Here is a 17,315-nt window from a genome sequence, read left to right as displayed (position 1 = left end):
TGACACTGAAATGACGGGCAACGCCCTTAGGCCCTGAGGAATCACGTGTATTTCTTGTCGCGCTCGAGCAGCTCGATGGAGATGCCTTCGGGACCGCGGATGAAGCAGACGCGGACGCCGGGCCGGATCGTGGTCGGCTCGCGCGTGAAGGTCACACCCTTGGCCTTGATCTCGGCGGCGACGAGATCGATGTCCTTCACCGTGAGCCCGAAATGGTCGAGGCCCTGATGAGGGTGAGGAGGCGGCGGGCTGACGGCGCTGTCGCCTTCCAGCGGCGCGATGAAGATCCTTGCGCCGCCGAGGTTCACATCGATGCGCCCTGGCGCGCGCACGATCTCGCCGCCGAGGATATCCTGCAGCCACGTCGCGGTCGCTTCCGGATCGGGGCTGCGCAGATGGACGTGATCCCAGGTGACGATGATTGGCATTTCAATTCCTCTCGGCAGGGCGTTAGCGATGTCGCAGCGCATGTTAGGCGATGGACACTATGGCTCCTATCCGAAATTCGCATGGATGCGGGAACCTGAATTCGTCTCACCGGTTGAAAGAGGAGGCGAGTGACGCACCCATGAGCGAAGGGTTTGCTCCGATCGGACCGGGAAGCTTCGTCAGGAATGGCGAGGGTACGCCGCGGACGAAGTCCGCAAACGTCCGGGTCGAGCGCGGCCTCTTAATGGCTGCACTCGTGGTTGGCGGTGCCCTCGGGCTGACGACGCATCCTTCCCAAGGCAATGTCGCTGAAACCGAACCGGTGAAATCGACCTTGGTGAGCTTCGCCTTGGCGGGCGACAATCCGGCTCCCCCGGCGGCGGCCTCCGATACCCCCGCTGCGGGGGACGCCGAGCTCGACCGAATGAGGATCTCCTCGCAGACCTGGAGGCGCGGCGGCCTTGGCTCGAAGGCGCTGGTGACCTTCACCGTGCGGAATGACAATGATTATGCTGTAAAGGATGTCGAGATCGTCTGCGCTTTTGCGCGGCGCGACGGCAGCCATCTGACGGACCGCAGCCGCGTGCTGGCCGATACCGTTGGCATGAAGAGCCGCAAGACCTTTGCCCACGTCCCGGTCGGATTCGTCAACGTGAACGCCGACCAGGCGAAGTGCTCGCTCGTGACGGCGCGGCGCGCCTAAGGGCTGCACATTCCGCTAGCGGAAAAGTTACCTTGCACGCCCCTTGGCCGAAAATCTTGGCGTTGCCATTTGAACCTAAGGCTGGGCCCAGGAACCAATTAAAGGATCGCCGGTTAAGGCGAAAAGCCCACGCGCGGATGCGGGGGGCGGAGCGCGGTCAATGCCCATCTTTCGGTACTTCCTGTTCGTCGGTGGAGCGTTGCTCGCACTGTTATTCGCAGCTGATTTCGTTTGGCCGACGTTGCCGGCTGTGCAGACCGTTGCAGCTGCAAGCTACGACCAGCCGCTGATCCGAATCCGGTCCGACCGTCATCTGCCTGAACGTGTCGTGCTCGACACCAGGCAGCCGACCATCGCCGCGCCGGTGATGAAGACCGCGGCCGCCGTACCTCAGCCGACCGCGCAGGCAGACCCATTGGCTGACGCCTCCGCGAAGGCGCGGGTGCGCGAGACATTTGCCCAATTCACGCCGAAGGCCGAGGGGAAGCCGCAGGCGCAGGTTCAGGCCCCAGTTCAGCCCAAGCGCAAGGTGGCTCGGGCGCATTCGGCGCCGCGGCGCGGCCAGCCGATGATGCAGGTGGCACAGCAGCCGCATTTCGGTCTTTTCGACACGACCTGGTAAGAATGGTCTGATCCCCCCTGGATGAAGGCGGGAAGGGCTTTTTATTGTCCGACCTCTCTGCTAATTCGAACCGATCCGAACGCCGTCGGTGCGCCGGCCCACCAGCGTACGACCGAGGCAGTCGGTTTGTGGCCCCTCACCCGGGTCAGGGCGCTCGTAGCTCAGCTGGATAGAGCATCGGATTTCGATTCCGAGGGTCGGGAGTTCGAATCTCTCCGAGCGCGCCATTCACCCTGATGACTATCAAGCGCTTTTGGCTGTCTCAGGATTGTCATTCTGAACGCCATCAGATGCCGCATTCTGAATGGATGTCGCCGTTGCGTTCGCCAGACGATGGGTCAATTGCCAACCTCTGCGCGCGCTGCGCGAAGTGACTGTGAGTCGCTGGCAGTGACGCTAGTTTCGTCTCCTCTGCAACGAATGTTCGAGAAAGAAACGCAGCATCTCCCTCGTCGCATCCGGTCCGTCCGGATCGGTGTAGGAGCCGGCAGGGCTGCCTCCCGACCATGCGTGTCCGGCTCCGTGGATTTCCCAGTGTTCGAGGATTCCCCGCCCGCCGACGTCGGTGTGGACCGTGCGGGTGTAGGCATGCCCTCCAGGTACCCGCCCGCGGTGCACCTTCGCCTTCGTGCGGGATGCGCCGATCGACTGTCGGACGATCCGAGTGCCGTTTTTGGAATGCACCGTGGTGTCGCGATCGCCGTGGAAGACGATTGTCGGCACGGGCGGGCCGTCGCCCGGCATTGCCTCAGGTCCGCCGCCTTGCTTCATGGCCATCAGCGCGGAGGGAAGGTCGCTGGCTGCTCCGCAGGCCAGTCCGGAATGAATGCCGATCGCCGCGTACAGATCGCCGTACGTCGATCCCATGACGGCCGCGGCTGCGGCCCCGGCGGACAGTCCGGCGACGTAGACGCGTTCCCGATCGACCGAATAGTCGCGCATGATCTGGCGGGAGATGCCGGCGATGAGCGAAGGCTCGCCCCCAACGCGCTGCTGGTCGGCTGGACGAAACCAGTTCCAGCATTTCGCCTGGTTCGCTTCGGCCCGTTGCGCGGGATAGGCCACGAAGCAGGTCTGTTCTTCGGCGATGAAGTTCATTCGCGTGCCGGCGGCGAAATCCTCCGGCGACTGCGTGCAACCGTGCAGCATGATCACGAGCGGAATGGCCTGTCCATGATAGCCGCTGGGGATGAAGAGCCGGTAGGAGCGGCTTCCCGCAGCGTTGCAGTAGCTACCTTCGACGAACCGGGTGCCGTCCGGCACGATGTCCGCCATGGACGGCGGGGCGCGCCGCAGCGGTCCTCCGAGGCCAAGCCCAGGGAGATTCTTGGCGAGATCCACCGGCGCACGGGCTGTGCGACGCGGACTCCTCGTCGCGGCCACGTGTGGCTTGGCGTCGATGATCGGCGGCTTTCTTTCTGTCGCGGGAGAGCGGCGTGTGCCGGGAGCGGTGACGTCCGGCGCGCTCTCACCCCTAAGCACGCGTTGGATCAGCGCGGTGGCCTCAACGAGCTGGCCCGACCGCGTCAGGCGTGTGGCTTCGCGAACCATATCCAGTTTCAGCATGGCCTTACCTCGTTCTGTCAGCGAGGGCGGATTTGACGGCCGGACTCGCGTGCAGAGCTCCTAATACGGAGATCGAGGCGATCGTCGCGCGGGCAAGCTCGGGCGTGACGTCCTGGGCGATAGTCGCGAGGCCCAGAACATTGATATGCAGCATCTCGCCCGCCCGCCGCGCCGCCTCGAGATCCTCGCGGCTGTAGTTTCGCAAGCCCAGGTCCAGGCTCTTTCGCGCCGTGGACTGCTTGACCACGTCGGCATGGCGTTCGAGCTGGTTGCGGATCGCGGTCCGGATGAAATCCGTGCGGTTCGAGTAGAACCCTTCCTGCACCATCAAGTCGACCTGACCGAGATCGACAAAACCAAGATTGATCGTGATTTTTTCCGTGTCGGACGGCTTTGGTCGGATTTCGTGAACGTTACTCGGCATCACATAGCATCCCCTTGGCATCCACATGGATGGTATATGGATGGAAAGACTCGGGCGTCAAGGGGGCGTCCCCACACGCATTCGCGATAACGGGGGCGGCGGGATATCCGGAGCCGCCATTGCGGACCTGCGCTTGAGGCGTGCGGCACCGGCGTGGCGCTCAAGCGTCCGGCCGGATCGCTTCGCCGAGCATTCAGACCTACCCAACAATCTGGTCGATGAGCACGCAGGAGAGAGACGCAACTCCGCGGCAAGGCGACGAAACATCCACTCTAACTGCTTGCGGACTGAGCGGATTTCGATTCCGAGGGTCGGAGGCTTGGAATCCTTCCGAGCGCGCCATTCGTAAGCTGCCCAGGGTCTTCCCTCCGTCCAGGCCGGCTTGTTGCCCATCCACCTCTCAGTACAGTGAAGATGTCAGTTCGCCGGAAAACCGGTTTGCCGGGCTCGCGCCAGCGTGTCCGAGGGCGCTTCGTGGAAGGTCGCGCGGTAAGCTGCGGCAAACTCGCCGAGATGGTGGAAGCCTTGGGCGCGCGCGCACGAGGCCACCGAGGCGGCACCGCTTCTGAGGAGCTGTGAGCGGGTTGCCCAGAGCCGCTTCAGCCGGATGTATTGATGCAGGCTCATCCCGCGCACCTTGGCCACCGCACCGCCCAGGGTGCGGATCGAGACGCCAAATTCATCGGCGAGATCGGCTGTGTAGATCGGAGCGGTTGGATAGGCTGTGACGTAGTCGTCGATCTGCTGCACGAGCCTGGCTGAGCGTGCGCCCGCACGTGGAGCGCCGCGATCGCGCGACGGGTTGATCCGGAACAACTCGTCGAAGGCGAGCAACAGGCCCTCCTGAAGGTGCGCGGCGACCTCCGGCGTTTCGAACCTATCCGGCTGTATGGACGCGGTCTGCAAGATATCTTGCACAAGCTGCCGCGCGTACAGATGCGCAGCGGGGTCCGCGATACGAACCCACAAAGTGTCGGGGCGATCGAACCAGCCGCGATCCCCGAGTGCGGGGGAGAACATGATCAGCGCATGGTGATTGATCCGCGGTTCGACAAAATGGCAATGGTGGTTGCCGCGCAAGGCGATGAAGAAGCGCGAGTCGATATCCACCCCGCTCGAACTGGCCCGCAGATCGTCGGTCATCGGCAGAATCACCATGCCGCCTGGCGCGCGGTAAACGCTATCGAGAATGCGTGCGAATGACCTCGCCACAATGATCCGACACCCCGGCAGGTTCACGATGGCGCGCGCCGCTGCGAAATTGGCGACATCAAGCGGAATGCTCCGGGCGTCCTCCAGGGACTCGGCCGGTCGAAACGCGTCGACATCGGTAAACCGGGTCAGCTGGAGCGCGGAGGAGGGGGCAAGAGCGTCGAAGAACATGCGTCTGGCCGAATGCTGCAATGTGACAACGAAATGAACGTCGATGCGCCGATCAATGGCGAAACGCGACGATTCAGTAAACAGGATTCCCCGCGCTGATATTGCGGACACGGGGACCGGATGCGTGGCTACGTCAAACCTCTCCGGTTCATCCGCTGCGCGGGCAGCAGGGTCATGAAATGGAGGCGCCTGCAGGCGAAGGATGCAAAGCTTCGTCCTTCCCGGCTTGGCTGCTTTTCAAGATGTGCTTGCAGATTCTGCCCGCCCGCGGGCACCGGAATACTATCAAATCGGTCATCCGCGCAGCATGACGGCACGGCAAACTTCATCTTTGATCTAGATCAGTCTTGGAGTTGCTTCAGCTGCAGCGGACTCCAGCGCCATCTCGCAAAAGCGAAGGGGCCCAGAGGGCCCCTTCAAAACTCACCAGCGGCGGCCATAATATCCATAATAGCGCGGCCGATAGTAGCGCGGGCCGTAATAGCGTGGTGGCGCATAATATCCGGGGCCGTAACCGTAGCCGTAATAGACGTTCGGCTGCCACCAGCAGCGTCCCCAGGCATTGCAGACCGTGCGGGCCTGCTCGACGTCTGAGAGCTGCGGGGGCGCAGGTGCTGGCGCAACCGGCATGGCCGATGCGACCGACGACGATGCCGCGAGTGCACCGAGCAGGAACACGGCGACAAGGCCGATTTTAAGCTTCATATGTCTTCCTCCGCTTACGCGACACAGGGTATCGAAGTTGTTCTGATCAAATTGTGGCAGAACCGAAATGGAGTGCTGAGAGCAGATCCTCAGCTAGCCGCCCGCTTGGCTGTGGCCACGCCCCTCAGAAGCAGGGGTGGCGCCGCCTGTCCTGGCCGACATAGGCGGCAGCGCTCTGATAGCAGTGGTTGGTCGATGGGCCGTCGTAGAAGGCGAAGGTACCGGGCGTGATACCCGGGCCGTAATTGTGCAGATAGCTGATCGGGTAGGGCAGCGGACTCGCGTAATAGCGGTGATGGCCCCTGGCCTCCGCGAGGCTGGGGACTAGAATTGCGGCCGACAAGGCAGCAACCGCGGCTACAAGCTTGAATTGGCTCATGTCGATTCTCCGGACCCACGCAAATCGGTCACCCATCTATAGCCATTTCGGACCGCCAGGGCACCCATCCGGGGCCCGGAAAGCGGGGTTAATCCCGCAGATTCCCGGGTGGGTGTGACAGAATTGCCGGAAGCGCGGTCGGGCCTGCCCATTTTTGGCCTTTTCGGGATGCTTAACGAATTCCCCACACAAGTATGGCCAAAGAGAATCCGGTCAAAGATTCCGCCCCCGGCTCCTTTGGGGATTTTCATTGAGGTCCTCTTCGAGGGGCCGGTACGTTCCTGCAAGGTTTTCATCGCAACCTGCCATGCGCATCACGCTCTTCAGCCTGCTGTTGCTCTTCGTCGCCGCCGCGCCCGCACGGGCTGAACTGCACATCACCCGCGACCACGGAGGCTACGTCGAAGAGTACAAGGCTAAGTACAAGCGCGTCCGCGACACCGGCGAGCGCGTGATCATCGACGGGATCTGCAACTCGGCCTGCACGCTCGTGCTCGGCATCGTGCCGCTGAACAAGATCTGCGTGACACCAAAGGCGAGTCTCGGCTTCCACCAGGCCTATTACGACAAGGCATTCACCTTTGGAATCAAGGTCACCAGCGCAGCGGGGACCTCCGACCTGATGTCCTACTACCCTGACACGGTGAAGGACTGGATTCGCCGCAATGGCGGGCTGACCACCGACATGAAGAAGATCAAGAACGGGGTCGAGCTCTGGAAGATCATCGATCCCTGTCCGGAAGAGTGGTGATGGGCTGAGCTGAGCGGCTGTGCACCGTCGCAGCGCAGCATCAGAAATTCACATTGCCGCACCGTCGCCGCTCGGGCAATGAGGCGGCAAATGAATCATCATCACGATCATCTGGCCGCGCGCGCAGCGCCTGTCCTGTTCGTCCTGCTCTGGAGCACCGGCTTCATCGGCACCAAATACGTCATCAACAACGCCGATCCCTTGACCTATCTCGCCATCCGTATGGCGGTGGTGGTCGGGTTGATGGCGATCATCGCCGGCATTACCCGCCCGAAATGGCCTGATCGAGTCGGTATCGCGCACAGCGCGGTCGCCGGCATACTCGTCCACGGCTTCTATCTCGGCGGCACCGCGATCGCGATCGCGCATTCGATTCCGGCAGGCCTCTCCGCGCTCATTCCGGGCCTGCAGCCGATTCTGACCTCGACCATCGCCAATCGCTGGCTCGGCGAGAAGGTGACGCCGGTGCAGTGGGCAGGTCTCGTGTTCGGGCTCGGCGGCGTGGCCCTGATTCTGCGCGAGCGCCCGATGATTGGCGAAGCCGGACTCGGCTGGCTCGCCTCAGTGGTGTCGCTGGTCAGCATCACGCTCGGCACGCTGTATCAGCGCCGCTTCTGCAGTCACATCGACTGGCGGGCCGGCAATCTCGTGCAATATGTGGCGGTCACCATCTTCTTCACAGCCGGCGCCCTTTTGTTCGAGGACCGGGTCGTGCACTGGACGCGCGAGTTCGTGCTCGCGCTCAGTTGGCTCGCGATCGCACTTTCGATCGGATCGATCAGCCTTTTGTACTGGCTCATCCGTCACGCTGCGGCGACATCGGTTGCGAGCCTGTTTTATCTGGTGCCCGCCGTGACCGCGCTGATGGCTTATGTGCTGTTCGGCGAGAAGCTCGATGCTCTGGCGATCGCCGGGATGACGATGTGCGCGGCCGCGGTGTTCGTGGTCAACCGACGCTTCGGCTCCTGAGCCACGCCGCCGGAATACATCCCTGGCGTGCCGAGGGCATCGTGATAGGCTGATCGCAATTCAGCTGAACTCTCACGCGGTGATTTCCATGAAGAAGAAGGCGAAGCGAGCACTGCTCGGCCGTTCCCTGAAGCCGGTCCGGATTGCCTGCATCAACCACGCTGACGAGACGATCGACAGCGGCATGATGGGTAAACTCACCGCGGCGCTGCAAAAATGCTATGATGAGCACTTCCTGCCGGTCTGGGGCTATCCCGTCGATCTCTACGTGACGCGCAAACCGAAACACACCGACTGGCAGCTCGTCTATTTCGACGACGCCTCCGACAAGAACATGCTCGGGCGGCACGAGCTGACGTATCAGGGCCAGCCGATCTCGAAGATCTTCGTCAAGGCGCTCGGCGACGAGCCGGTCAGCATGGCGGCGTCACACGAGTTGTTCGAGATGGTGCTCGATCCCCTGGCCAATCTCTGGGCCGACAAGGACCGGAACACCCAATACGCCTACGAGGTCTGCGACGCCGTGGAGGAGGATGGCTTCCTCGTCAGCGGTTTCCCGATGTCGAACTTCGTCTATCCGTCCTGGTTCGAACCCATCAAGCATCCCCGCGGTACCAGGTTCGACCACAACGGTACGCTGAAGGCGCCGTTCTCGATGACCGAAGGCGGCTACGTCATCAAGAAGGTCAAGGGCAGGAAGGTGATCAAGGCGTTCGGCTCACCTGCGAAGCGGCGGCGTTTCAACGCTGAAGACCGGCGCGGCCATCGCAGCGAGTTTCGCGATCCGAAAGGGAAGCATCATCCGGGCAGGCGCGCAGCCAAAAAGCAGGGATAGAGGTTCGCAGGAGCGGTCTCCGGGCGGGCCCGCACCCGGAGACATCATCCAAGCGCTGTGATCAGCGCTTGGCCTTCTTGGCCTTCTTTTTCGACTTGGCCGCGGCCTTCTTCGCGGATTTCTTCACCGCCTTCTTGGTCGCTTTCTTCGAGGACTTCTTGGCGGCCTTCTTCTTGGACGCCTTCTTCGGCGCGACTTTCTTTGCGACCTTCTTGGTTGCCTTCTTCACCTTCTTCACGGCGGCGACGGCGGCGTCCTTGGTCGCTTCCACTGCGGTGGTGATCGTCTCCATGGCCTGCTCGGAGATCGGCTTGTCGTCGTCCATATCGTGTCCCCCACGGTTTGCATGGAGCGATGACGATAGCGGGTTTCATGATTGTGTCAAAGCAAGGCTCAACCTTTGCGGATCGTTGCGTAAGCGGCGAGCGCTCGCTCGCGTCCCTTGGCGTGGTCGATGATCGGGCGCGGATAGGTCTTGCCGAGCGTCACGCCAGCGCTCGCAAGCTCGATGGGCGTCGCCTGCCAAGGCCGATGGATCAACTTCGCCGGCAGGTCTTTCAGCTCCGGCACCCAGCGCCGGACATAGGTTCCGTCAGGGTCGAACTTCTCGCCTTGAAGCACCGGATTGAACACGCGGAAATAGGGGGCGGCGTCGGCACCGCAGCCGGCGACCCATTGCCAGTTGGCAGGGTTGCTGCCGGCATCCGCATCGACCAGCGTGTCCCAGAACCACGCCTCGCCGTCGCGCCAGTCGATCAGCAGATGCTTGACCAGGAACGAGGCGACCACCATCCGCACGCGGTTGTGCATGACGCCGGTGTGCCAGAGCTCGCGCATGCCGGCATCGACGAGGGGATAACCGGTGCGGCCGCGCTGCCAGGCGGCGAGCGCCTTGTTATCGGGCTTCCAGGGAAAGTTGTCGAAGTTGGTTTGCAGGCTCTCGGTGGCGAGGTTCGGGTGATCGTGGAGGAGGTGGCGGCAGAACTCGCGCCAGCCGAGCTCGCTCAGAAACTTGTCGATACCCAAGCTGAGCGCCGGATTCTCGGCCGCGGCGAAGCGCGCGGCGTGGAAGACCTGGCGCGGGCTGAGCTCGCCGAATCGCAAATGCGGCGACAGGCCTGAGGTGCCCTCGCGATCCGGGCGGTCGCGGTCGCCCCTATAGGTGCGCGCGGTGTGCTTGAGGAAGTCGCGCAGGCGGGCGCGGGCCGACGCCTCACCCGGCGTCCTGCTCTCACGCAGGCCGCCGGCCCAGTCCGGCTTGCTCGGCTCGAGCATCCAGCTCTCCAGCCTGTCGCTCGCGATCTTCGCTCCGGGGCGAAGCTGCTTCGGTGCGGGCAAGGGCTTGGGCGGATCGCCGAGCGACAGCACCCGCTGCCAGAACGGCGTGAACACACGCAAGCCCCGGCCTTCCTTGTTGCGGATGGCCGATGGCGGGACGAGCAGGTCGCCGGGGAAACTTTGCGAGCCCACGCCGAGCTTTGCCAGCGCCGCCTCGAGCTGTTTCTCGACCGCCTGATGCGGGGACTGAGCGATGATATTCCAATGGACCGAACCGGCGCCGCTGTCGCGAGCCACTTCCGGGATCACCCTGGCCGCCGGTCCCTTGCGCAGGACAAGCGATCCGCCACGGGCCGCGATGTCCGTGCCGAGCGCCCGGAGTGACTGGGCCAGCCACCATCGCGCCGCGCCGCCGGGCGCACGGCCGGCCGCATCGTCCAGCACATAGAGGCAGATTACCGGCGCGCCGGATTTGGCGGCGGCGTGGAGGGCGGGGTGATCCGACAGGCGAAGGTCGTCGCGAAACCAGACGATGACAGGCGGGGGGCTTGGCGGGATCAGAGCGTGTCCTTGTTTACGTCTTGGAAATCGTCGAGCGTACGGGCTGTGAACCACCGCTAAAGGGGCGCCAGCGGGCGGCGTAAGGTCTAACTCGTCGTTCCGGGGCCGATGCTGACGCATCGCCCCGGAATGACAGGTAGTTATTTCGGCTGCGGCACGATGCGGATGTAGGGCTTCGGCTCCTTCCAGCCCTGCGGGTAGATCGTCTTGGCCTCGTCGTTGGAGACCGAGCCCGCGATGATGACGTCCTCACCTTGCTTCCAGTCCGAAGGCGTCGCGACGCGATGCTTGGCGGTGAGCTGGAGCGAGTCGATCACGCGCAGGATCTCCTGGAAGTTTCGGCCTGTGGTCATCGGATAGACCAGCACCAGCTTGATCTTCTTGTCCGGCCCGATGATGAAGACGTTGCGGACGGTCTGGTTGTCGGCGGCGGTGCGGGTGAGGGGATCGCCCGAGATCGCGGCCGGCAGCATGCCGTACAGCTTCGAGACGTTGTAATCGGTATCGCCGATCATCGGGTAGTTCGGGGCAGCGCCTTGCGTCTCCTTGATGTCTTCAGACCATTTCGAGTGGCGATCGACCGGGTCGACCGAGAGGCCCATCAATTTGACGCCGCGCTTGTCGAACTCCGGCTTCAATTTGGCGAGGGCGCCGAGCTCGGTGGTGCAAACCGGCGTGAAGTCCTTCGGGTGCGAGAACAGCAGCGCCCAGCTGTTGCCGATCCAGTCATGGAACTTGATCTTCCCTTCGGTGGTCTCAGCTTCGAAGTCGGGTGCGGTGGCGCCGATCGGAAGTGTCATGGTTCTACCTCATCGCTTTGAATTTACTCAAAAATTCTGGCTTGCCGTAATTCCCCATTATATGGACTTGACGATCCCAAGTGAACGCCAACTGAACTGCTTCAAGTAAAATGTGAATTCCTGCTCTGAAGGGCTGATTTCTCAGCACAATTTTGTTACGGCGCTCCCTGCGGCGAAACATCTCCACCGGGGCTTCACGGTCTCGATTGCCCCGATAAAGCCGTTTATGACCCGCATCACGCCCGCCCGACGCTCTTCGGAACCGAAATGGTCCTCGCAGCGACCAATCGGCAACCATTGAGAAATGTCGCGATCCGCATATCGAATCATTAACCACCCCTTTACGCCCGCATGAAAATGCTGGTCGATCAGAAGAAATCTGGAAGTGAACTATGTCTGCCGCACTGCTGAAGTCCGTTGAGTCGCCCTCCCTCGAACCGTCCTGCCGCGATACCGCGGCCCATGCGCTTTCCGTCGTGCGCGATGGCGTGATCACGGGCGAAGGTCCGACCACCAAGGGAAGGGTGCACTTTTCCCGGTCGCTCGATTCCGATGATGCCGCCTGGTGCGCCCGCATCCTGACCGCCACCGCCGTCAACGACCAGCCGATCAGCCGCGCCGAAGCCGAGGCGCTGTTCGAGATCAACGAAGCCGCGACCGAACGTGCCGATGGCGGCCGGTTCGACGATTTGCTCACCAAGGCCGTTGCCCATTATGCAGCGAGCGCCTCAGGGCTGAAGGTGCCCCCGCGCAGCGTCGCGCTGGCTCAGGACACCGACATCGAGAGCTGGGCGCCATCCTATGCCTCCAAGGTCAACAGCGAGATGCTGGAATGGATCGCCGGCCAGATGCGCGGCAAGCGCCACAACAATCGTCGCCTGATGGCGATGGTGGCGACCTTCCTGGGCGCCACCGCGCTGCCTCTGGCGGGCCAATTGCCTAACGTCTTCGACATTGGCATGTGATTGAAGCTTTCGCGCCCTCATTGAGGGCGCGAATGAAGCGGCGGGCTATTGCCCCGCCGTTTTTTGTTTGCCGGCTTCAGGCTCGAGGCCCAGCGTGCGGCCCGGGAATCCGGCGGCGTCGAAATAGCGCTGGCTTCCGACGCGCTGGACGTTGAGCACGGTCTCCAGACCATTCTCGGACTTCTTCTTCGACTTCTCGACCGCCTTGTACGCCTTCGGCACGAGGCCGTTGGGCAGTGCTTCCGACATTACCCGGCCGACCAGGCCGCCATTCTGCGAGCCGCGCAGGCCGAGAAGCTGGGCCGCGGTCATGCCGACGTCGGCATTGCTGACCGGCAGCTCGTCGACGAACCCGGCTTTAAAGTCCGGACCGATCGCAGCCATGAAGTTGTAGGTGTCGCCGCGGCTGAAGCTGCCGTGCATGCCCTGGCCCTGGCGCAGCACGGTATCGGCCACCTGCACGGAGCAATTGGTCGGCGCCTCGCCGCATTCGCTGGCATAGGAGCGGAAGTTGACCACGATCGCAGGCGTCGGCGTCGCCGCCTTGCCGCGCAGATTGATGCTCGACAGCGGCAGGGTGCCGGGGATGCGGCCGAGCTGGTCGTCGACGAACAGGCCCGAGACGTAGTCCTGCTCCAGCAGCGCCTTCACCGTCCTGGCGGCCAGCTTCTTGTCCTTGTTCGGGAGGTAGATCAGGTCCGAGCCGCCATTGGTGGCGACGACGAGATCGGGCCTGGTCGGATCCTTGCCGAGCACGCCGTTGCCGGCCTTCGGATGGGCGTTGCCGGTGACGGCCGCGTTCTTGTCGTTGGGGTCGAACAGCGGCAGGTCGAGCGCTTTCGCAAGATCGATCGCCAGGAAGCCCATCGGCAAGAAGTCCTTCGGCGTGTCGTCATAGCTGATCCTGGCCGAGGGGCTGGTGTTGCTCTCTTTCGAGATGGTCGAGAAGCCGTGGTCGGCCTGGATCATGATGTTGGTGTTGGCGGCGAGCCCAAGCTCGTCCAGCGCCTTGCGGATCTGGGCGAGGTTGTTGTCGGCGTTCTTGATGCTCGCCATCGTGCTCGGGCCGTTGATGCCGGGCAGGATCTGGTTGAGGCTGTCGCCCTGGTTGTGCTGGGTGCCGTCAGGGTCGCGCGACCAGAACACCAGCACGAACGGCTTGTTGCGCGCCTTGAACATCGGCAGCACCACCTTGGTGGCGACGTCGGCGAAATAGGCCTGCTGCACCAAATTGGCCGTGGTGGTGCCGGGCGTCCTGGCATCGCCCGCCTTGCCGTTGTCGCCGCGGCCGGGAGCGGTGAGGGCGAGACCTGCCTTGGTCAGCGCGTCCTTCATCTCGTCCGACAGCGCGACGCCGGCCTTGCCTCCGGTGGAATCGTCGATGATGATCGAGTGCTTGCCCGTCTTCTCCGGATGATCGGTGTGGTCCCACTGATAGGTGGGGCCGACCTTGCCGATCGCCGCGGTGCTGAGGCCCTTGTCGCGGGCCATCTTCAAAACGGTCTCTTCGTTGAGATAGTTGCCCTTGAAATGCTCGTCGATGTCGCCGAGGACGGCGTCGTTCTCGATGAAGGGGACCACGGTGTCGCCGGCCGGACCTGAGATGTAGTTGGCCCAGATCGTATTGGAGTACACGCCGGTGTCGCCGAGATAATGGCCGGTCGACATCGCCGAGCCGTTGGCCATGGTGAAGGTCGGGAACAGCGAGTGCGAGTTCTTGAAGTTCACGCCCTTGTCGCGCACCTCGGCCATGGCGGGTGCGGTTTCGGGGGTGATCTTCAGCGCGCGCAGCCCGTCGGGAATGAACAGGATCAGGTTGCGGGGCGTGTTGTTCTCGGCGAAGGCAAATCCGGTGGACAGCACTGTCAGTCCGGCTGACAGCAACACCAGTGAACGGCGCATCAAAATCTCCTAGCGACGAAGCGGCTCGGCCGCCGAACCGCGGCCCCCGAGCAATCGTTTAGTTTTGCAGTACGACAGTTTTGTTACAGGAGCGGATCGGCACGCCAGAAGTGGTGGGGGAGGTGGGGAGAGGTCAGCGGATTTGTCATTGCGGGGTAGGGAGGCTCTCGTGTCCCGGACGCGCTTGCAATGCGTAGCATTGCTGCGCAGAGCCGGGACCCAGGAAAGCCATCGAGTTCGCTGCCGCACGGGCCCGGGCTGTGCAGCGCATCACTTCGTGCTGCGCAGCGTCCGGGGGCACGAGCGCGGAGTTTCGGCCCACATCTGCTTCCACATCGTTGCGAGCGCAGCGAAGCAATCCAGAATCCCTCCGCGGATACATTTCTGGATTGCTTCGCTGCGCTCGCAACGACGGAGTATGCGGCAACGACTTCGCTCCTTCGATTCGCACCTTCATTGCAGACACAGCTTCGCATCCTCGCGGCATCTCGCCCGAGCTTTGCTTTGTCGCCTACCCTCAGATGAAAGAGGGCGCAGGGAAGACCGGGTGCTGACCTCGCACCCGCGGTCCACTGTGCGATGGGTTGCGCTACAAGAGGCTGCACAGCGGCATACAGGTGAAGCCCAAACATCCGGCCTTCCCTGCGCAGTGGTTTGACGGCTTATGTCGTGATCTCCCCGGGGAGCGATGCACTATTGCCCCCGTCGGCTCGCAGATGACTGACACGAGGGCCCGGTTGGGCCACACGCGTCACCACGAGCCTTGACGCACAGACTCCGGGCGCCAGGACCACACGATTTTGCCGTACGCGGATCACACCGGTCGTTTGCGCGACGCTTTGCTCACGGTTGCCCGCCCTGCAGAACCCTTCGCGCCGATGCGGCCCACGCCCACCGCCGTCCGGCCCGCGTCGTGACGATCGCGATACGCCCCTCTTCCATGGGCCGGGTTGCCGCGACACATACGCCGTTTCCGAATTTCGGTAAAGTGGAATATTTTCGGATGCGCGGATTGCCCCACGGCTGGCGTGTTTTGCCCGACAGGCAACACCGGATCTTGAGCCATGGTCGCCGAATATCCCTGGCGTTCCGCCGCACCCGGTTCCCCGTTAATCCCGTGCCTTAACCAATAATTAATTATAGGTTTGCGGGCGGATGACGGACCGGCCTAGCGTGCAATGGGGAGCGCGAAGCCAAACGAGTGTGGTGCGTATCATGATGTCGAGATCACACGGGGCCTTGCTCGCCTCGTTCAGCACAGCCGCGCTGCTCCTTGGCGCCGGCGACAGTTTTGCACGACCGGGCGGTGTCGCCCCCCACGGGTTCGCCGCAGTGCGGTCCGGCGCGATGGCGCATCCGCCGATCGGGCCGGGCGCGCGGTTCCGCGGCCGCAACTTCAACAATCCCTGGGTCTACTGGCCGGGCGGCGGCGGCTTCTTCAACGACGGTGCGGCGTACAGCGAACCGTTCGCCGGTGCCGGGCCCGTCGCCAACGACGTTCGCTACACCTACACCTACGACGTTCCCTGGGACTGGGCGCATCGTTTCCCGCCGAACGTCGTGCCCTCCGACCGGCCCTATGTATCGAGTTGTCCGACGGAGCAGGTGACGGTACCCGGCCGTGGTGGTGCCGAGCACACCGTCAACATCACGCGCTGCTACTAGGCAACGCACGGTTTTTCACGGCTCGCTACGGAATGCCTGCCGCTGCCGCCTGGTCGCGGTCGGACTGCTTTCGCCTGACATTCGCGAGCTCGCGGCTGCAAGCCGCAAATGCGCTCGTCTCCGACCGCAGCCCGAATTGCCCGCAGACATCCCGATCCTCATCGGCAATGACACGTGCGAGCTCCGCCCTGGCGGCCTCCCGCATCGCAGGCGCTGAGACGAGCGTATGAAGCCCGAGGGCGGTCACGACGGCAAGCACCAACGCGGCCGCGATCCCGAGGCGCTGTGTGTCATCGGCCGTGGGCTGAGAAAAACGAGCCTTGGTTCTGGATTCGGGCATGAATGCTCCCGCATAAAATATCGACGATAAAATGATGATCGAGCCGTCCGACAAAATCGGCGGATGCAACACGATACACGGCACGTCGCCGCGGGGACGTGAAGCAGATTACAAATTTCAAGCCGGAACGGACTAACTCAAAATGGGTACTACCCTAGTTCAAAACTGGTTACTCCGAACACGCGGTCGAGCCGCAGTGACGCGATCGGTCCAGTGTACATTCGTGCCGTTTCGAATGTCGGCTTCAGCTTGAGCGATTCCGCAAGCGCTATAGCATCGCGGTTCACAGCGGGTGTGTCGAGCACAATCTCGTTGCTTCCGGGGCTCGCCAGCAAAGCCTGCAACACAGCCTCCGCAGCGGCGCGGTCATCGGCTACCAGCGGGCCGATCTTGCGGCCGGTCCGGCAGGGCCGGATCACGCCCCACGCGGTAAGCTTGCCGTCCCGCATGAGTGCGCGGCCAACGTGTCCAGGTGAGTTGATCCAGGCGCGCAGGAAGGCCGGGCGCGGGGCAGGGAAGACGGTGGCGTCGACGGCTTGCACAAGCCCGAATGGGATCGTGTCGAGCGCAACAATCCCGGCGGGCGGCTTCGCCGGCGCGGCAACGGTGCCGCTGTAGCGGATATTGGCGTAAGCCAGCTGGAAGCCGGACTTCCTGTAATTGTCCTGCTGTGCCACGACCCCGTCCAGACCCATCACGCGTGAGCCCGCGTGCGCAATCGCGGCATTCCAGATTCGAAGGCCGTGGCCCCTGCCGCGAAAGCCTGGCCGCACGATGTAGAAACCGAGGAAGGCGAAGCTGTCGTCGTAGGTGACGCAGGAGACGGTTGCGACCGGCGCGCCGTCGATCTCGCCGACGAAGAAACCTCGCGCATCAGGGATTGCGAAACAGGCCGCATCGGCAAAGCCGGGATTCCAGCCCTCGGCCGCAGCCCAGTCGATCGCGACGGAGATCTCGTCGGGCCGCAAATTGCGGATCTGCAAATCGCTCATGTCGCGTGGCCTCGCGGCAATGGACCTTTGGACAAGTCCGGCTGTA

19 protein-coding genes and 1 tRNA gene are annotated in these 17,315 nt (G+C 63.1%); 8 read left to right on the top strand and 12 right to left on the bottom strand.

The window, feature by feature from the left end:
• Positions 1 to 41: 41 nt before the first annotated feature.
• Positions 42 to 428 (bottom strand): VOC family protein, encoded by a 387-nt coding sequence (locus ACVIIW_RS30160; RefSeq protein WP_456704042.1) that lies wholly within the window; start codon positions 426 to 428, stop codon positions 42 to 44.
• 140 nt (positions 429 to 568) lie between these two features.
• Between ACVIIW_RS30160 and ACVIIW_RS30155 the strand changes: the two genes are divergently transcribed.
• From ACVIIW_RS30155 to ACVIIW_RS30145, 3 genes are all read left to right on the top strand, one after another.
• Positions 569 to 1,132: a hypothetical protein gene (locus ACVIIW_RS30155; RefSeq protein ID WP_456704041.1), complete on the top strand. Its 564-nt coding sequence runs from the start codon at positions 569 to 571 to the stop codon at positions 1,130 to 1,132.
• Between the two features lie 160 nt (positions 1,133 to 1,292).
• The gene (locus ACVIIW_RS30150) at positions 1,293 to 1,754 is read left to right on the top strand and encodes a hypothetical protein (protein ID WP_456704040.1); all 462 of its coding nucleotides are present in this window, start codon (positions 1,293 to 1,295) and stop codon (positions 1,752 to 1,754) included.
• A 150-nt stretch (positions 1,755 to 1,904) separates the two neighbouring features.
• Positions 1,905 to 1,981, top strand: a tRNA-Arg gene (locus tag ACVIIW_RS30145).
• Between the two features lie 169 nt (positions 1,982 to 2,150).
• Here ACVIIW_RS30145 and ACVIIW_RS30140 read toward each other — a convergent pair.
• The 5 genes from ACVIIW_RS30140 to ACVIIW_RS30120 all read right to left on the bottom strand — a co-directional run bounded on the left by ACVIIW_RS30140 (position 2,151) and on the right by ACVIIW_RS30120 (position 6,211).
• A complete protein-coding gene (locus ACVIIW_RS30140; RefSeq protein ID WP_456704039.1) occupies positions 2,151 to 3,320 on the bottom strand; it encodes an extracellular catalytic domain type 1 short-chain-length polyhydroxyalkanoate depolymerase in 1,170 nt (389 codons plus the stop codon).
• Between the two features lie 4 nt (positions 3,321 to 3,324).
• A complete protein-coding gene (locus tag ACVIIW_RS30135; protein ID WP_407179934.1) occupies positions 3,325 to 3,744 on the bottom strand; it encodes a CopG family transcriptional regulator in 420 nt (139 codons plus the stop codon).
• A 417-nt stretch (positions 3,745 to 4,161) separates the two neighbouring features.
• The gene (locus ACVIIW_RS30130; RefSeq protein ID WP_456704038.1) at positions 4,162 to 5,127 is read right to left on the bottom strand and encodes a helix-turn-helix domain-containing protein; all 966 of its coding nucleotides are present in this window, start codon (positions 5,125 to 5,127) and stop codon (positions 4,162 to 4,164) included.
• A 423-nt stretch (positions 5,128 to 5,550) separates the two neighbouring features.
• Positions 5,551 to 5,832, bottom strand: a complete 282-nt coding sequence (locus ACVIIW_RS30125; RefSeq protein WP_456704037.1) for a hypothetical protein — start codon at positions 5,830 to 5,832, stop codon at positions 5,551 to 5,553.
• A 124-nt stretch (positions 5,833 to 5,956) separates the two neighbouring features.
• Positions 5,957 to 6,211, bottom strand: a complete 255-nt coding sequence (locus tag ACVIIW_RS30120; protein ID WP_456704036.1) for a hypothetical protein — start codon at positions 6,209 to 6,211, stop codon at positions 5,957 to 5,959.
• A 307-nt stretch (positions 6,212 to 6,518) separates the two neighbouring features.
• On the opposite strand from ACVIIW_RS30120, the gene ACVIIW_RS30115 reads away from it, so the two are divergent.
• From ACVIIW_RS30115 to ACVIIW_RS30105, 3 genes are all read left to right on the top strand, one after another.
• Positions 6,519 to 6,962, top strand: a complete 444-nt coding sequence (locus tag ACVIIW_RS30115) for a hypothetical protein (RefSeq protein ID WP_456704035.1) — start codon at positions 6,519 to 6,521, stop codon at positions 6,960 to 6,962.
• Positions 6,963 to 7,052: 90 nt separating this feature from the next.
• Positions 7,053 to 7,931, top strand: a complete 879-nt coding sequence (locus ACVIIW_RS30110; protein ID WP_456704034.1) for a DMT family transporter — start codon at positions 7,053 to 7,055, stop codon at positions 7,929 to 7,931.
• Positions 7,932 to 8,019: 88 nt separating this feature from the next.
• Positions 8,020 to 8,766: a hypothetical protein gene (locus tag ACVIIW_RS30105; RefSeq protein ID WP_456704033.1), complete on the top strand. Its 747-nt coding sequence runs from the start codon at positions 8,020 to 8,022 to the stop codon at positions 8,764 to 8,766.
• Between the two features lie 61 nt (positions 8,767 to 8,827).
• Here ACVIIW_RS30105 and ACVIIW_RS30100 read toward each other — a convergent pair whose 3' ends face one another.
• The 3 genes from ACVIIW_RS30100 to ACVIIW_RS30090 form a co-directional block, all read right to left on the bottom strand.
• A complete protein-coding gene (locus tag ACVIIW_RS30100; RefSeq protein ID WP_456704032.1) occupies positions 8,828 to 9,091 on the bottom strand; it encodes a histone in 264 nt (87 codons plus the stop codon).
• Between the two features lie 68 nt (positions 9,092 to 9,159).
• Positions 9,160 to 10,602, bottom strand: coding sequence for a cryptochrome/photolyase family protein (locus ACVIIW_RS30095; RefSeq protein ID WP_456705312.1), 1,443 nt, complete (start codon positions 10,600 to 10,602; stop codon positions 9,160 to 9,162).
• A 143-nt stretch (positions 10,603 to 10,745) separates the two neighbouring features.
• Positions 10,746 to 11,405: a peroxiredoxin gene (locus ACVIIW_RS30090; RefSeq protein WP_092238821.1), complete on the bottom strand. Its 660-nt coding sequence runs from the start codon at positions 11,403 to 11,405 to the stop codon at positions 10,746 to 10,748.
• Between the two features lie 392 nt (positions 11,406 to 11,797).
• Between ACVIIW_RS30090 and ACVIIW_RS30085 the strand changes: the two genes are divergently transcribed.
• Entirely contained in the window at positions 11,798 to 12,370 is a 573-nt protein-coding gene (locus ACVIIW_RS30085; RefSeq protein WP_456704031.1) for a hypothetical protein, read from the top strand.
• Between the two features lie 45 nt (positions 12,371 to 12,415).
• On the opposite strand, the gene ACVIIW_RS30080 is transcribed toward ACVIIW_RS30085, so the two are convergent.
• Positions 12,416 to 14,272, bottom strand: coding sequence for an alkaline phosphatase family protein (locus ACVIIW_RS30080; RefSeq protein ID WP_456704030.1), 1,857 nt, complete (start codon positions 14,270 to 14,272; stop codon positions 12,416 to 12,418).
• A 1,215-nt stretch (positions 14,273 to 15,487) separates the two neighbouring features.
• Here ACVIIW_RS30080 and ACVIIW_RS30075 point away from each other — a divergent pair.
• Entirely contained in the window at positions 15,488 to 15,937 is a 450-nt protein-coding gene (locus ACVIIW_RS30075; protein WP_456704029.1) for a hypothetical protein, read from the top strand.
• A gap of 25 nt (positions 15,938 to 15,962) precedes the next feature.
• On the opposite strand, the gene ACVIIW_RS30070 is transcribed toward ACVIIW_RS30075, so the two are convergent.
• The gene (locus tag ACVIIW_RS30070; RefSeq protein WP_456704028.1) at positions 15,963 to 16,349 is read right to left on the bottom strand and encodes a hypothetical protein; all 387 of its coding nucleotides are present in this window, start codon (positions 16,347 to 16,349) and stop codon (positions 15,963 to 15,965) included.
• 77 nt (positions 16,350 to 16,426) lie between these two features.
• Positions 16,427 to 17,269: a GNAT family N-acetyltransferase gene (locus ACVIIW_RS30065; protein ID WP_456704027.1), complete on the bottom strand. Its 843-nt coding sequence runs from the start codon at positions 17,267 to 17,269 to the stop codon at positions 16,427 to 16,429.
• Between the last annotated feature and the right edge of the window lie 46 nt (positions 17,270 to 17,315).

Source organism: Bradyrhizobium sp. USDA 4449 (assembly GCF_054056275.1).
This window is presented reverse-complemented; position numbering and strand designations above follow the sequence as displayed.

Coding starts and splice junctions, on each gene's coding strand:
- ACVIIW_RS30160 (WP_456704042.1), bottom strand. CDS start 428: ATGCCAATCATCGTCACCTGGGATCACGTCCATCTGCGCAGCCCCGAT.
- ACVIIW_RS30155 (WP_456704041.1), top strand. CDS start 569: ATGAGCGAAGGGTTTGCTCCGATCGGACCGGGAAGCTTCGTCAGGAAT.
- ACVIIW_RS30150 (WP_456704040.1), top strand. CDS start 1,293: ATGCCCATCTTTCGGTACTTCCTGTTCGTCGGTGGAGCGTTGCTCGCA.
- ACVIIW_RS30140 (WP_456704039.1), bottom strand. CDS start 3,320: ATGCTGAAACTGGATATGGTTCGCGAAGCCACACGCCTGACGCGGTCG.
- ACVIIW_RS30135 (WP_407179934.1), bottom strand. CDS start 3,744: ATGCCGAGTAACGTTCACGAAATCCGACCAAAGCCGTCCGACACGGAA.
- ACVIIW_RS30130 (WP_456704038.1), bottom strand. CDS start 5,127: ATGTTCTTCGACGCTCTTGCCCCCTCCTCCGCGCTCCAGCTGACCCGG.
- ACVIIW_RS30125 (WP_456704037.1), bottom strand. CDS start 5,832: ATGAAGCTTAAAATCGGCCTTGTCGCCGTGTTCCTGCTCGGTGCACTC.
- ACVIIW_RS30120 (WP_456704036.1), bottom strand. CDS start 6,211: ATGAGCCAATTCAAGCTTGTAGCCGCGGTTGCTGCCTTGTCGGCCGCA.
- ACVIIW_RS30115 (WP_456704035.1), top strand. CDS start 6,519: ATGCGCATCACGCTCTTCAGCCTGCTGTTGCTCTTCGTCGCCGCCGCG.
- ACVIIW_RS30110 (WP_456704034.1), top strand. CDS start 7,053: ATGAATCATCATCACGATCATCTGGCCGCGCGCGCAGCGCCTGTCCTG.
- ACVIIW_RS30105 (WP_456704033.1), top strand. CDS start 8,020: ATGAAGAAGAAGGCGAAGCGAGCACTGCTCGGCCGTTCCCTGAAGCCG.
- ACVIIW_RS30100 (WP_456704032.1), bottom strand. CDS start 9,091: ATGGACGACGACAAGCCGATCTCCGAGCAGGCCATGGAGACGATCACC.
- ACVIIW_RS30090 (WP_092238821.1), bottom strand. CDS start 11,405: ATGACACTTCCGATCGGCGCCACCGCACCCGACTTCGAAGCTGAGACC.
- ACVIIW_RS30085 (WP_456704031.1), top strand. CDS start 11,798: ATGTCTGCCGCACTGCTGAAGTCCGTTGAGTCGCCCTCCCTCGAACCG.
- ACVIIW_RS30080 (WP_456704030.1), bottom strand. CDS start 14,272: ATGCGCCGTTCACTGGTGTTGCTGTCAGCCGGACTGACAGTGCTGTCC.
- ACVIIW_RS30075 (WP_456704029.1), top strand. CDS start 15,488: ATGATGTCGAGATCACACGGGGCCTTGCTCGCCTCGTTCAGCACAGCC.
- ACVIIW_RS30065 (WP_456704027.1), bottom strand. CDS start 17,269: ATGAGCGATTTGCAGATCCGCAATTTGCGGCCCGACGAGATCTCCGTC.